Here is a 14,459-nt window from a genome sequence, read left to right as displayed (position 1 = left end):
TTACTGGTACTGCGCGCAGACGCGCTCGATACCCGCCTCGAAGTCGATTTCGGGTTCCCAGCCCGTCGCGTCGTTGATCTTCGAGATGTCCGCGCAGGTGTCGTGGACGTACACCTCCTCCGGAATCGGGTTCTCGACGTACTCGGGGTCGATGTCGGTTCCTAGCTCCGCGTTGAGCATCTCGACGACGGTGTTGAAACTGTAGGCGTCGCCGGTCCCGAGATTGTAGAGCCCGGTCAGCTCGTGGTCGGCGGTCGTCTCGATTCCCCGGACGATGTCCGCGACGTGGGTGAAGTCGCGGGTCTGCTCGCCGTCGCCGTACAGCACTGGCGGCTCGCCGTTTGCCATGTCGTCGGCGAACTGCGCGATGACGTTGGCGTACTCGCCCTTGTGCTCCTCCGCGCCCCCGTAGCCCTGATACACGGAAAAAAAGCGCAGTCCCGCCACGTTCATTCCGTGGTAGTTGGCGAAATACTCGCCGTAGCGTTCCCGGGCGAGCTTCGAGGCCTCGTAGCCCGTGTCCACGGCCACGGGCATGTCCTCGGGCGATGGTTCGGTCCGACTGCCGTAGATCGAAGACGTCGTCGCGTAGACGACCGTCTCGCATCCTACCTGTCGGGCCTGCTCGACGGTGTTGACGAATCCTTCGACGTTGACGCGAGCGCCGCGCTGTGGATCGTCTTCGTGCATCTGGAGCGACGAGAGCGCGGCCAGATGGAACACGACATCGACCTCGACAGGGAGGTCGTCGTCGAGGACGCTGCCGTCGACGAACTCGACCCCAGCGTCCAGATTGTCGGGCGTCCCGAGGTATCCGTCGTCGAGCGCGACGACTTCGTTGTCGGCGGCCAAGCGGTTCGCCAAGTTCGAACCGATGAACCCCGCACCACCTGTTACGAGAACACGTTTGTCCTGCATACCGGGGTATCTCAGAGGCAGATGAAATGCGTGTTGTTTCCCGAAACGACTGAGACCGACCGCCGCCGACAGCGGTCGTCCGGTCTTCGGATACGTCAGCGAGCACTCGGTTATCCGCCGGGTTTAAGCAAAGCTACGACAAACATTACATAATGTCATCAATCGAACTCACGCCGAGCCAGAAAAATATCCTCCAAGAGTTGGTCAACCTCCACCGGCAGTCCGAAAGCGCGGTCAAAGGTGAGGACATCGCCGAGCAGGTCGACCGCAATCCAGGTACCATACGGAACCAGATGCAGAGTCTGAAAGCACTCCAGTTGGTCGAGGGTGTACCCGGGCCGAAAGGTGGCTACAAGCCGACCTCGAACGCCTACGAAGCGCTTCAAGTCCAGAACATGGACGAGGCCGCGGACGTACCGCTGAAACACAACGGTGAGTCGGTGCCGAGCGCCAACGTCGAGGAGATTGACCTCACGAGTGTCCACCACCCCGAGGAGTGCCGCGCCGAAATCAAGCTCCAGGGGTCGATCTCCGAGTTCCACGAGGGCGACACCATCACCGTCGGCCCGACGCCGCTGTCGAAGCTCCGCATCATCGGCACCGTCGAAGGGAAAGACGACACCAGCAACATCCTCATCCTCACCATCGACGATATGAAAGCGCCTGTCGGTGACGTCGAGAAGTAGTCGTCCGCCGTCGAAACGACTTTTTTTGCCCTCGCCGGTAGCAAATTCACCGATTGCCGAAATTCCAGTCCGGCCCCCACTCGACCGACTCGAAAGCGAGGCCAGTATCTATATAAAAACTGACGACATGGAGACGGCGATTTCAAAGCCTTTGTATCGGGTGGCTCCTGAGATGCGGGTATGACAGATGACGTCGTCGTGCTTGGCTCCGGTTACGCCGGCGCAGGCGCGATCAAAAGTCTTGAATCCGAAGTAGGAAACAACGCGGACATCACCTGGGTCTCCGATGTCGATTACCACCTCGTTCTCCACGAATCTCACCGTTGTATCCGGGACCCGAGTATCCAAGAGAAGGTTACGATTCCCATCGACGACATCAAATCTCCCAGTACGCGCTTCGTGCAGGGGGAAGTCGTCGACATCGATACCGACGACCGCAACATCGGACTGGCCGACGGCTCCGAGATCGACTACGACTACGTGCTCGTCGCGCTCGGTTCCCAGACCGCCTTCTTCGGCATCGACGGCCTCGAAGAGCACGCTCACACGCTCAAAGGTCTCGACGATGCGCTCGGGATTCACGAGGCCGTCAAGGAGGCCGCGCGCGAGGCGTCACAGTCCGACCCCGCCCAGGTCGTCGTCGGCGGAGCCGGCCTGTCTGGTATCCAGAGCGCCGGCGAAGTCGCCGAGTTCCGAGACGACCACCGCGCGCCAATCGACATCCACCTCGTCGAGGGGCTCGACGAGATCTTCCCGGGCAACGACCCGGAAGTACAGAGTGCTCTGCGCAGGCGTCTCGAGGACCGTGAGGTGAATATTATGACCGGCGAGTTCATCGGCGAGGTCGACGAGGAGACGGTGTACATCGGCGACGAGACCGAACTCGACTACGACGTGTTGCTCTGGACCGGCGGCATCACGGGCCCGCAGGCCATGCAGGACCTAGACCTGGAGAAAGACGACCGCAACCATCGGGTCAACGCAGGCATGAACTTCCAGACCGAGGACGAACGCGTCTTCGCCATCGGTGACTGTGCCCTCGTCGACCAGCCCGGCGACAACCCCGCGCCGCCGACGGCCGAGGCCGCCTGGGAGGCCGCCGACCACGTGGGCAAGAACATGGCCCGCGCGATGCGTGGCCAGCCCTTGGACGACTGGACGTTCAAAAGCAAGGGGACCGCAATCTCCGTCGGCGAGGAGGCCGTGGCTCACGACGTGATGCTCATGCCGATGGAGACGTTCGGTGGCTTCCTCGCACGCAACCTAAAAAAGGCAATCGCCGCACGCTGGATCTCCTCGGTCACCGGCCCGGGCCGCGCGGTGAAGGCCTGGCCCGACATGTAAGACCAAGCCGCCCGGAACGTCCCGCTCTATCCACTGGTCCGTACCCCACGTAGCCGTACGTTTCGGTCAGAACTGTCCCGCAGTCTCCCGATATATCCGTGACCCACGACGCCCGTCGGGGGTGATATACATAACAAGTTCGTCGCATCCATCATAATATATCAAAAATATAAAATTTAAGTCGGGGTTCGGGCGGAAGCCTGTGTGTGGAGCCCGAAACTCTGCCAGACATCGACCCGACGGCGCACAACAGACGAAAATTCCTGCAGCGAACCGGTGGCGTCTCGCTGGCTGCGATGGTGGGCATGTCCAGCGGCGCGTCGGCACAGGTCACAGAGGACGGCGAGTTCGAGAGCGACCCGTACTCGCTGGGTGTCAAGTCCGGCGACCCGCTGCCGGACTCGGTGATTCTCTGGACACGACTCGCACCGAACCCGCTCGAGGCCGATGGCGCGATGCCCGACGACCCCTTCGAGGTGAACTGGGAAGTCGCGACCGACGAGGGGATGTCGAACGTGGTCAACTCGGGGACGGCGACGGCCGAACCCGACCACGCGCACACCGTCCACGTCGACGCCGACGGTCTCCAGCCCGATACGGAGTACTACTACCAGTTCGAGTCCCGCGGTGAGACCAGTCCGGTCGGCCGGACCAAGACCGCACCCGAGTCCGACAGCGCAGTCGACGAGTTCCAGTTCGGATTCGCCTCGTGTAACCGGTGGGCCGACGGGTACTTCACGGCGTTCCGGCGGATGGCCGAGGACGAACTCGACCTGATCGTCCACCTCGGCGACTACATCTACGAGTACGGCATCAACGGAACGGAGACCCCTCGGAACCGCCAGTTGCCTCAGGAGTACAAGAAGGAAACCACCGACCTGGAGACCTACCGCCTGCGCTACGCGCTCTACAACAGCGATCCGGACATGCAGGCGGCCCACGCCAGCGCCCCGTGGCTCATCACGCGTGACGACCACGAGGTCGACAACAACTGGGCCGGCGACGTGCCCCAGGACCCGGACAAACAGACCATGGAGGAGTTCGTCGAGCGCCGTGCCGCGGCGTTCAAGGCCTACTACGAGCACCAGCCCTTCCGGATGGCGCAGAAACCGGACGGCGCGAGCCAGAAGCTCTATCGGTACTACGAGTTCGGTGACCTGATCGACTTCAACGTCCTCGACACGCGTCAGTACCGCTCCGACCAGGCCTGTGACGACGTGTTCAACAAGGTCGACTGCGAGGAACGCTTCGAGGAAGACCGGACCATCCTCGGCGACGCACAGGAGGAGTGGCTCCTGGGCAATCTCGCCGAAACCAACAATACCTGGAACGTCCTCGCCAACCAGTTGCCCTTCGCGAAGATGGACCTCAAGCCGGGTCCGGAGGAAGGGTACCGGACCGAGCAGTGGGACGGCTACGTCCCCGAACAGCGACAGGTCAAGCGGGCCCTCGAGGACGACGCCAACAACCCGGTCGTCGTCACCGGCGACTTTCACCGCAACTGGGCGAACAACCTCATCAGTGCGAAGGAGGGGTCCTCCGAACCGGTCGGAGCCGAGTTCGTCGGCACCTCCATCGCAGCCGGTGGGGACGGGGCCGACATGGACGAGTTCGGCCGCTACGTCGTCACCGAGAACGACAACGTCGAGTATTACAACAACCGTCGCGGCTACGTCCGCTGTACGGTCACGCCCGAGGAGTGGACCACGGAGCACCAGGTCGTCGAGTACGTCGAAGAACCCGGTGCGCCGATGCGAACGGACGCAACCTTCCAGATCGAGGCCGGCCAGCCAGGCCTCCAGCCCAAACACCCGAAGGTCCTGGCCGACTCGGTGGCCGTCGGGAACGGCAAAACCGGCACCGCCGAACTGACGGCTCGCTGGCTCGACGAGGGTCTCTCCGGTGGCAGGCTGACGGTCTCCCTCTCGGATTCCGAGGTGGCGACGATCACCGACGCCTCGGTCGTCGACGCCTTCGGCATGGCCGAGACCACCGTCGCCAGCGACGGTTCGTCGGTGACGCTCCGGTTCGCCGACCTCGATAAGAACGTCCAGTCGGTCGTCGCGGGGACCGACACCCCGCTGGCGACGCTGGACGTTCGTGGCGACGGGACCGGCACGACCGATCTCGAGGTTAGCGTGGGCCGCATGGACGACGAGGCCGGGTCCGCCCTCCAGACAACCACTGAGATGGGCGTCCTGGTCGTCGGGCCGCCGCCGGTCGGCGGTGGCGACGCACCGCGAGACCTCGACGACGACGGGTTGTTCGAGGACGTCAACGGCAACGGCCGACTCGACTACAGCGACATCGAGACGCTGTTCGAACACTTCGAGGACGACAGCGTCCAACTCAACAAGGCTGCCTACGACTTCAACGAGAACGGCCAGTTGGACTACGACGACGTGGTCACGCTGTACGACGGCAGCAACTGACGACTCCCGGCACGCTCTCCGCTTTTATTCTCCGCTCGATTCCCGGCGCTCTTTGCCGCGCTCACTCTACGCTCAACCCGGCGTGCCACGCGTTCGCCCCCGATTCGTCGACTCGTTCGTCCATTTTCGCCAGCAGATGCGTCGCCAGACTCGCAGTCGTAGCCGCTTTCCGCTCGCCCTCGGTCCGGAACTCGCCGGTCACGCGGTTGGCATAAACGGAACAGACCGCGCCAGCCCGGAGGCCGTAGACGTTCGCCAGCGTCAGAATGGCGCTCGCCTCCATCTCGAAGTTCAGGACGTTCGCCGCGCGCAACTCCTCGACCAACCCCTCGCTGCCGCGGGCCTCGAAGTCCTCGAACCCGGGACGACCCTGGCCTGCGTAGAACGAGTCCGTCGAGCAGGTCAGCCCCACGTGGTAGTCGTGGCCCAGGCGCTCGGCTGCGGCCACGAGGGCGGCCACGACGGCGTGGTCAGCGACCGCTGGGTAGCCTTCACGAACGTACTCGTCGCTGGTTCCCTCCTGCCGGACCGCGCCACGGGTGATGACGAGGTCGCCGACGGCCGCTTCCTCCCGGACCGCGCCGCAGGAACCGACCCGGATCAGCGTGTCCGCGCCCACCCGGGCGAGTTCTTCGACGGCGATAGCGGCCGACGGACTGCCGATACCGGTCGAGGTTACCGAGACCGGCGTTCCCTCGTAGGCACCGGTCGCTGTCCGGTACTCGCGGTGGTCCGCGACGACCTCGCTCCGGTCCCAGGCGTCGGTGACTTTCGGCACGCGCTCCGGGTTGCCCGGCAGGAGAACGGTATCGGCCACGTCTCCGGGACCGACCTCGAGGTGGTACTGCTCCTCGTCGTTCGGGTCCTCGCTGTCCATACTCACTTCCCCAGGGTCTCTGCGCTGATGGCGTCGGGCAACAGTCCGCCCAGACGATACTCGCTCGTCGCGTCGCCCTCGTCACAGACTACGACGAGGTCGTCGTCACAGAACTCGACGAGGGTCTGGCGGCACATCCCGCAGGGGGTCACGCCGTCGCGCTCGCTCGAAGAGACCGCGAGGCGACCGAACTCGCGGTGGCCCGCCTCGACCGCTTTCCCGACGGCCAGTTCCTCGGCGTGAATGCTGTTGCTGTAGTTGGCGTTCTCGACGTTACACCCGGTGAAGACGGTATCGTCCGCCGTCCGGAGCGCAGCACCGACACGGTACTCCGAGTACGGGACGTGTGCGTCGTCCCGTGCCGACCGCGCACGCTCGACCAGATTCTCCATAGCCGGTTTCGATGGGGCGACCGGACAAGTATCCTCCCCCGACTCCACGTGTCGAACTGACGGGTGATTTATGTGGAGGTACTGACAATGGAAACGCATGCGGTATACGCGCTCGCTCTATCGGTCGTTGGTGGGGACCTATCTAGCCCTGCTCGTGGGCCCACTCGCCGCCGTGCTGGCGCGGGTGTCCGGTGTCGTCGACCTCTGGGTGAGTCTGGCGGTTGCCGGTCTCGCCGCTGGCGGGGTAGGCTACGCGCTCGGCGGTCGTCTCGACGTGGAGCGGCTCGTCACCTCGCTTCTCGCGGCCGTTCCGCCGGTCGTCCTGCCGCTTGGCTACCTCGTGTGGCTCATCGCGCTCCTCGCGCACAATCCCGGCATCAGTCCGCTGGCGCTCTTGATCCGACCGGCGACGCTGGGCGTGCTGGCCATCGCGCCGGCCGTCGCGCTGGTCGAACTCGGGACCCGTTCGGTGACCGTCTCGCGCATCGAGGCCGCAACGGTCCTATACAGCTTCCAGACGCGTCCCGACCGGCGAGAGCGCCGGTTCACTTACGGCGCGCTAGCCGTCGGACTGGGCGCGGTCACCGGTCTGCTCGGCGTGCTAGTACTACTGGAGCAGGTGCCGCTCGCAGTCGTCCTCGCACTGCTGGTCGTCGTGCCGCTCGCGCTGGGAATCCTCCGTTCGGACGACCGCTCCGTCGTCGTCACCGACGCGGGCCTGGCCGTCGACGGTGCGTTCACCGGATGGGAAGACGTCGGCTCCTACACCGTCACAGACGACTCGCTCGTCGTCCGGCCGCGTGGCTGGTTCACCGATGTCTACCGGCTCGACCTCGCCCCCGGCCCCGACCCCGAACAGTTACAATCCACGCTCGAGACCCACGCGGGTCGTTAGTTCACGGCGCGTTCGACGGCGGTGACCGTCTCCGTCACCAGCGTGTCCACCTCGTCACTCTCCGCGTACACTCTGATGTACGGCTCCGTTCCGCTCGGTCGCACGAGCACCCACGACGCGTCGGGAAACGAGAGCCGAACGCCGTACTCGGTGTCGACGGCCGCCTTCGGGAACCGCTCGGGGAGGCGCGTTTCCAGCGTCCCCATCGCGTCGGCTTTGACCCCGTCCGGACACTCGACGTTCGCCTTCCGGTACGGTCGTTCCGTCACCGGCTCCGTCAGACGGTCCAGTCCCGAGGCGGCGACCAACCTCACGAGGACGGCTGCACTGACCACGCTGTCGATCCAGTCACCGAAACCGGTGTGCACGTGCTTCCAGGGCTCGGCCGCGAAGACCACCGTCGTCTCCTCGCCACCGTCGGCGCGAACGTCGGCGAGACCCTCGTGGAGGACGCCGAGCGCCGTCCGCTCGACGCGCCCCCCAGCGGCCGTGACCCGCTCGTCGACCCGCGCCGAGGCGTTCGGCGTACTCAGGACTACCGGGTCCGTGGCCTCGCTCTCGCGGACGTACCGCTCGGCCAGAACCGCCAGTACCGTGTCCTCGTGGACCACTTCGCCGTCGGCGTCGACGAGGGCGAGACGGTCGGCGTCGCCGTCCAGCCCGATTCCGATGTCGGCGTTGCCGTCCGCGACGAACGCCCGGAGGTCGGTCAGGCTCTCCGGCGTCGGCTTGCTCTCCCGGCCGGGAAAGTGGCCGTCGACGGTCGCGTTCAGCGCGCGCACCTCCGCACCGAGCGCCCGGAGGACCTGCGGCGCCGCGACACTCCCGACCCCGTTGCCACAGTCGACGGCGACGGTCAGCCCCTCCGGTGACGCGCCGACCTCTTCGGCGTACCCGACGACGGCCTCGCGGTATCGCTCTATCACGTCGAGGTCGGTCGCCGTTCCCCACGCGTCCCAGGCCACCGGCTCTGGGTCGTCGGCCACCCGGTTTTCGAGCCGTCGCTCGGCGTCCTCGCCGTACTCTCGCCCGTCGACGAACAGTTTGAGGCCGTTGTCGGTCGGGGGGTTGTGACTGGCGGTGACCATCACGCCGCGTCGGCCTTGGGAAGCGTACGCGAGCGTCGGCGTGGGTACCTCGCCGATCCGTCGTACCGTCGCACCGCCACTCTCCAGTCCGGCCGCGACCGCGGCCGCAAGCGCCTGCCCCGTCTCTCGCCCGTCGCGCCCGAGGACGAACTCGTCGCCGTCGCCTGCCGCCGCACGACCGACGGACAGCGCCAGCTCCGGGGTCACCTGCTGCCCGACCGGGCCGCGGATACCGGCCGTTCCAAACAGTTTCATAGCTGTCGAGAACAGCGACACACACTTAGATGGCAGCGGTTCGCGGGCGTCTACAGTTCGACGCCGGAGGGAATCAGAGAGTGCTTCCGGAGGAGACTCCCCTCGTCGTCGTAGACGAGGAGCGTCCGTTTCTCGGTGGCGAAGCGGTCGCCGCCGGTCATGTCGACCTCGAGACTGAAACAGCCGGGTGTGTCGCTTTGCTCCTGTCCGTAGGCCTTCGCGGCGTCCACGAGGCCGAGGATGTCGTCGGCGTCGGCGTTGACTTCGAGGACGAACTCGCCGGTCAGGCGTTCGGTGATGGCGAGAACACCGTCGGCGTCGGCGTCGTCGACCGGTGTCTGGAAACGGAACGCAAGATCGATGTCGGACCCGGGTTTCAGGCGCGTCTCGAGTTCGTCCGACGGGCCATCGTACTCGACGTGTACCGTCGGCTGCTCGACTGCATCGTCTCCAGCGTCGCGCAACTCGAGCGTGAAATAATCGCGCCTCATTTGCTAAGAGCATCTACGTCTTCCGACCCAATGAACGTAACGCATGCATCGGCCGGACGCGTCGACGGCCGCCCTCAGGTCGACGGTCACGTGACCGCTCGAGCGAACCGAAGGCTCCGCGAGAGTGAACACCGGACGACTTTTTATATCGAGTATCGTTCGAGTGTTGCTCGAATCGCCACGGGTGAACTGGTGACGGTGACGAGTCGGAGGCTGGCGGGCGGACCCCGTGTCTCGACTCCGAACGGGCGCAGGGATTTTTGAGGGATGCGCTCGCGGTGGCTGGTATGGTCTGGGTCAAGTCGGAGTACGCCGAGGAACTCGCCGTCGTGTCGGCCTGGCTGAGCGCGCTTATTCCGTGGTCGATATCGGTCTCCGTCGGTGAGATTCAGGGCGGGTCGCTGGTCGAGTTTCACTTCCCGTTCCTGCTGGTCCGCGTCCTGCTCGGCATCGAGGTTCCGACTCCGAACCCACTCGTCTTGTTGCCGTGGGAGGCGGTCGAGTTCTACAGCGGCGCGCCCGGCCCGCTTCCCTTCGCCGTCTGGACCGTCGGTGCCGCCGTCGTCGGCCTGGCCGTCCTACTGAGCCTGGCGATGTACGCCTTTGAGGGTCGGTTCCGGGCGTCACGCCGGGACCCCGTTCGTATCATGGGCGGTCTCCTGCTGACGGCCGCTGTCCTCCACACCGTCGCCAGCGGACTCCTGCAGTTCGGCGCGCTCCCTATCGAGGGCATCCCGACGGACGCGTTCCCCGGCATCCTGCTCCCAGTCGGCGTCGTCTTCCAGTACGCATTCGCCTACACTCTCCTCCGGGTCGAACGCGTCGACGACCCCGATATCGCCGCGAACGACGGGAACGACGACCTCTCCCCGGAGTGAGCGCCCGTCACCGACGCCAGACCTGTCAGTTCCCGTGATTAAACGCGCGGAAACGAGATGCGAATTTAAGTGAGTGGGTCCGTTAGCGATGGTAACGATTTCGACGGACGGCGAGGTCTCTCTATGGCAGGGAAAGACGCGAGCGCCGGTGACGAGGTCGGACGCACACGGGTCGAAGAGGTCCGTCGTTGGCTCTCTTACACCGCGGATCTGCTCAGGGGGACGACGCTCCCGTTGCAGAACTACGACCCCGACAAACACGAGCGGCTCATCTCATTCTCTGGCCTGCCAGGGTACGAGGAGACCGACCGATACTGGCTGAACGTCCCCTTCTCGTTCGTTTCGATCAACTACGACCACGAGGAGGACAAGCACCGCTATCACGTCGTCGAGCCCAAACTCGACGAACTGGAAGCCGACCTGCTAAACCGGCTGGCGGAGGATATCCGCGAGCCACTGTTGTACCGCGACGACGTGGCCGACGACCCGGAGGCCGCGTTGCGCGCGGAACTCCGGGAACGGCTCGAGGAGTACGGCGTCGACATCGGTCTCGAATCCTACTACCGGCTGTTCTACTACCTGCATCGACGCTTCCACGGGTACGGGCAGATCGACCCGATCATGCACGACCCTCACGTCGAGGACATCTCCTGCGACGGTCCCAACCTCCCGATATTCGTCTACCACGACGGCTACACGGACGTGGAGACCAACGTCAGCTTCGAGAGCCAGGAACTGTCGAACTTCGTCATCCAACTGGCACAGCGCTCGGGCCGACATGTCAGCGTCTCCGACCCGGTCGTCTCGGCGACGCTCCCCGACGGTTCCCGGATCGAACTGGCCCTGGGTGAGGAGGTCACGCCGCGTGGCTCCGCGTTTACCATCCGGAAGTACGCCGACGAACCGTTCACGCCCATCGACCTGCTGGAGTACGGCACCGCGAATCTCGATATGCTAGCCTTCCTCTGGTTGTGCATCGAGAACAACCGCTCGCTGCTGTTCGCGGGCGGGACCGCCGCGGGCAAGACCACCTCGATGAACGCCGTCTCGATGTTCGTCCCGCCGCGGGCGAAGGTGCTGACCATCGAGGACACCCGCGAGCTCTCCCTGTACCACGACAACTGGCTGTCCTCGGTGACCCGCGAACGACTGGGCGACGACGACATCACCATGTACGACCTGCTGCGCTCGGCGCTCCGTCACCGGCCCGAGTACATCATCGTCGGCGAGGTCCGGGGCGAGGAGGCGATCACACTCTTCCAGGCGATGAACACCGGGCACACGACGTTCTCCACGATGCACGCAGATTCGGTGCAGACCGTCATCAACCGGCTGGAGAACGACCCTATCAACGTGCCGCGGCCGATGGTTCAGTCCCTGGACGTCCTCTGCGTGCAGGTGTTGACACGCAGCCAGGGCGAGCGCGTTCGCCGGATGCGAACCCTCGCCGAAATCGAGGGCATCGACCAGCGGACGGGTGAACTGGACTACTCGAACACCTACTCCTGGCAGGCGACCGAGGACCGGTTCTCCGACAGCGGGAGCGACCTGCTTGATGAGATACGCGAGGACCGAGGTTGGAGCCAGTCCGAGCTCCTCCGCGAAATCCGGAACCGCAAGACCTTCCTCCAGTATCTCCGCCAGGAGGGGGTCAACGACTACCGACGATTTACCGCGATGGTAAACAAATACTACGCCGACAGTGAGGCTGTCCTCGACCGCATCGAGGACGCCGACATCGTTGTGGAGTCCTGAGATGGTCTCACCGCTCTCGCTGTTCCCGGCCCTGCTCGCACTCGGCCTCGGGGCGCTCCTGATTGTGGTAGAGACGAACGACACCCTCAACAAGCGGCTGGCTCGCATCTCTAGAGGCGTATTCGGCCGCTTCGTCGACGACCAGGGAGAGCGAAAACAGCTGTTGCAGTCCGCCTACGTTCCCGAGACGTACCGAGCGTACGCCGCCAAGACGTACCTCTACGCGGCCGTGTTTTCGGTGTTCGGTGGAATCGTCGGCGGCTACGTCATCGCCGGATTGGTTCTCGCTATCCCGCTTATCGGCGGCCTCATCTCGGGTCTGCCAAACACTATGACAGCCGTCCTGGGGCGGCCCTCGACCTGGTCGCTGGACCTCGCCCCGGACGTGTTCCTCGTGGTCGCCCTCGCTGGCGGTGTCGTCTCGGCGATGGTGTCGGGAGCGCTGGCATACACCATGCGGTGGCAACTGCTGGCCAGTCGCGCTGAGGCGCGCCGTCGTCGGATCAACGAGAGCCTCGCTCGGACTGTCGCCTTCCTCTATGCTCTCTCGCGTGGCGGGATGCCGTTCCCGGTGATCATGCGCACACTGGCGGACAACAGGGGGATTTACGGGGAGAGCGCCCGCGAGATGTCCGTCGCCGTCCGCCAGATGGACCTGTTCGGCACCGACATGATCAACGCCATTCGCCGGATGTCCAAACGGACGCCGAGCGAAGAGTACAAAACGTTCAGCGAGAATCTCTCCTCGGTCCTCCAGAGCGGCCAGAGCCTCCCGCAGTTCCTCCACGACCAGTACGAGCGCTACCAGGAGGAAGCCGAGGAACGACAGGAGGAACTGCTCGAACTACTGGCGACCATCGCCGAAGCGTACGTCACCGTTCTCGTCGCGGGGACGCTCTTTCTGATTACCATCCTGCTCGTGTTCGGCCTGACGACCACCGACACACTCGGCATCCTCCAGTTGCTTGGATACCTGGCGATTCCACTCGCCAACGTCGGGTTCATGGTGTTCTTGAACCAGCGACTCGAGCTGCTCGGCATCGGGAGTACCGGCACGCCGGCCCCCGACGAGTCCGCGCTCGTAGGCGGTGGTCTCTCACTCGGAGGCGACGTGTCCGCCGCCGACGGCGGCCGCGCGAGCGCAATGGCGCACAACTTCGACCGACTGGCCGTCTACGACCGACTCCAGCGGTACAAGCGCGTTCTCAACGCGCCAGTCGAGACGATTCTGCGAAACCCGACGGCGATGTTGTACGTGACGGTGCCGCTCGCGCTGGTAGTCACGTTAGCGCGGCTCCCGACCGCGCTCACCGGCGTCGGCGTCAACGTACGCGTCCTCGACGACCTGGTGATTCAGGGACTCCTGTTCGTCCTCGGAACGTACGCCGTCGTCCGCTTTGTCAGCCAGCGCCGAATCAAACTGGTCGAGGCAGAGTCGCCGGAGATGCTCGAACGACTGGCCAGCCTCAACGAGGCCGGGATGTCCGTCGTCGAGAGCTTCAACCGCATCCGTGGGAGCGATCTCGGGTCACTGACCGACGAGATCGAACGCATCTGGGCCGACGTGAGCCTCGGCGCGAACGTCGAGAGAGCGCTCGTTCGGTTCGGGACGCGCGTCCGGACCGTCCCCGTCACCCGCGCCGTGACACTCCTGACTAACGCGATGCGGGCGAGCGGCAACATCGGGGCTGTCTTACGCATCGCCGCCACACAGGCCCGCGCAGACCTGCGGATGAAACGCCAGCGCCGTCGGCAGATGCTCACCTACCTCGTCGTCATCTACGTCGCCTTCCTCGTCTTTCTGGTCATCATCGTCGCCGTCGAGGAGGTACTGGTCCCGAGCCTGCCCAACAACGTCCCGACGCCCTCCTCGAACAACCGCCTGGGAGTCGACCCCAGCCAGTTCACCCGGTTTGGAAGCGTCAACAAGGCTGCCTACACTCTCGTCTTCTTCCACGTCGGGATGGTCCAAGCGTTCTTTTCAGGCCTCGTTGGCGGCCAGCTAGGAGAGGGGTCGGTCCGTGACGGGGTCAAACACGCCGCCATTCTGTTGACCGTCGCCTACGTTGCCTTCCTGTTGCTGTCCTCGCCGGTCGCGTCGATGAACACCGAGAGTCAGTTCGGCGGCAAAGCCGAGGTGGACGTCGAATCCGCGTCGTTCTCCGAGGGCGGCTTCATCGTCGTCCGCCGGGGTACTACCGATGGAGAAATAATCGGCGTGAGCGAGCATCTCCCTGCGGGAACCTCCAAGGACATCACGGTCCAACTCGACCGTGAGATAGACGACGAGGAAACCGTCGTCCTGATACCGCACCAGGATACGGACGGAGACCGGACCTACGACGAGGGCGACGGCACCGACACGGTCTACCCGCCCGGTGTCGACGCCAACCGAGTCGAGTTTACCTTCGGGTAACGCAACCGTCTTGAGCGCCGGCCGGAAAGCCC

At 64.7% G+C, this 14,459-nt stretch carries 12 protein-coding genes; 7 read left to right on the top strand and 5 right to left on the bottom strand.

Annotation, left to right across the window (positions count from 1 at the left end):
* Complete coding sequence (locus Q0964_RS13095; protein WP_299268335.1) at nt 1-918, bottom strand: NAD-dependent epimerase/dehydratase family protein; 918 nt, start codon at nt 916-918, stop codon at nt 1-3.
* 152 nt (nt 919-1,070) lie between these two features.
* On the opposite strand from Q0964_RS13095, the gene Q0964_RS13090 reads away from it, so the two are divergent.
* The 3 genes from Q0964_RS13090 to Q0964_RS13080 all read left to right on the top strand — a co-directional run bounded on the left by Q0964_RS13090 (nt 1,071) and on the right by Q0964_RS13080 (nt 5,380).
* Entirely contained in the window at nt 1,071-1,604 is a 534-nt protein-coding gene (locus tag Q0964_RS13090; protein WP_299268332.1) for an Rrf2 family transcriptional regulator, read from the top strand.
* A 180-nt stretch (nt 1,605-1,784) separates the two neighbouring features.
* On the top strand, nt 1,785-2,948 hold the full coding sequence (locus Q0964_RS13085) for an NAD(P)/FAD-dependent oxidoreductase (protein WP_299268329.1): 1,164 nt from the start codon (nt 1,785-1,787) through the stop codon (nt 2,946-2,948).
* Between the two features lie 206 nt (nt 2,949-3,154).
* Complete coding sequence (locus Q0964_RS13080; protein WP_299268327.1) at nt 3,155-5,380, top strand: alkaline phosphatase D family protein; 2,226 nt, start codon at nt 3,155-3,157, stop codon at nt 5,378-5,380.
* Nucleotides 5,381-5,441: 61 nt separating this feature from the next.
* On the opposite strand, the gene Q0964_RS13075 is transcribed toward Q0964_RS13080, so the two are convergent.
* Nucleotides 5,442-6,257, bottom strand: a complete 816-nt coding sequence (locus Q0964_RS13075; protein WP_349254470.1) for a nucleoside phosphorylase — start codon at nt 6,255-6,257, stop codon at nt 5,442-5,444.
* 2 nt (nt 6,258-6,259) lie between these two features.
* On the bottom strand, nt 6,260-6,649 hold the full coding sequence (cdd, locus tag Q0964_RS13070; protein WP_299268322.1) for a cytidine deaminase: 390 nt from the start codon (nt 6,647-6,649) through the stop codon (nt 6,260-6,262).
* A 97-nt stretch (nt 6,650-6,746) separates the two neighbouring features.
* Between cdd and Q0964_RS13065 the strand changes: the two genes are divergently transcribed.
* Nucleotides 6,747-7,544 (top strand): hypothetical protein, encoded by a 798-nt coding sequence (locus Q0964_RS13065; RefSeq protein ID WP_299268321.1) that lies wholly within the window; start codon nt 6,747-6,749, stop codon nt 7,542-7,544.
* Here Q0964_RS13065 and Q0964_RS13060 read toward each other — a convergent pair.
* Together Q0964_RS13060 and Q0964_RS13055 are read right to left on the bottom strand one after the other, a co-directional pair.
* A complete protein-coding gene (locus Q0964_RS13060; RefSeq protein WP_299268318.1) occupies nt 7,541-8,887 on the bottom strand; it encodes a phosphohexomutase domain-containing protein in 1,347 nt (448 codons plus the stop codon). The genes Q0964_RS13065 and Q0964_RS13060 overlap by 4 nt on opposite strands.
* A 50-nt stretch (nt 8,888-8,937) precedes the next feature.
* Entirely contained in the window at nt 8,938-9,378 is a 441-nt protein-coding gene (locus Q0964_RS13055; protein WP_299268315.1) for a DUF5793 family protein, read from the bottom strand.
* Between the two features lie 287 nt (nt 9,379-9,665).
* On the opposite strand from Q0964_RS13055, the gene Q0964_RS13050 reads away from it, so the two are divergent.
* From Q0964_RS13050 to Q0964_RS13040, 3 genes are all read left to right on the top strand, one after another.
* The gene (locus Q0964_RS13050) at nt 9,666-10,256 is read left to right on the top strand and encodes a DUF7549 family protein (protein ID WP_299268314.1); all 591 of its coding nucleotides are present in this window, start codon (nt 9,666-9,668) and stop codon (nt 10,254-10,256) included.
* Between the two features lie 123 nt (nt 10,257-10,379).
* The gene (locus tag Q0964_RS13045; RefSeq protein ID WP_299268311.1) at nt 10,380-12,011 is read left to right on the top strand and encodes a type II/IV secretion system ATPase subunit; all 1,632 of its coding nucleotides are present in this window, start codon (nt 10,380-10,382) and stop codon (nt 12,009-12,011) included.
* 1 nt (nt 12,012) lies between these two features.
* Nucleotides 12,013-14,427, top strand: a complete 2,415-nt coding sequence (locus tag Q0964_RS13040; protein WP_299268309.1) for a type II secretion system F family protein — start codon at nt 12,013-12,015, stop codon at nt 14,425-14,427.
* The last annotated feature ends 32 nt before the right edge of the window (nt 14,428-14,459 follow it).

The sequence above is a fragment of the Halorientalis sp. genome (genome assembly GCF_028275115.1).
Classification (GTDB): Archaea; Halobacteriota; Halobacteria; order Halobacteriales; family Haloarculaceae; genus Halorientalis.
The sequence above is the reverse complement of the archived record's forward strand: the minus strand, read 5'-3'. Positions and strand labels throughout refer to the sequence as shown.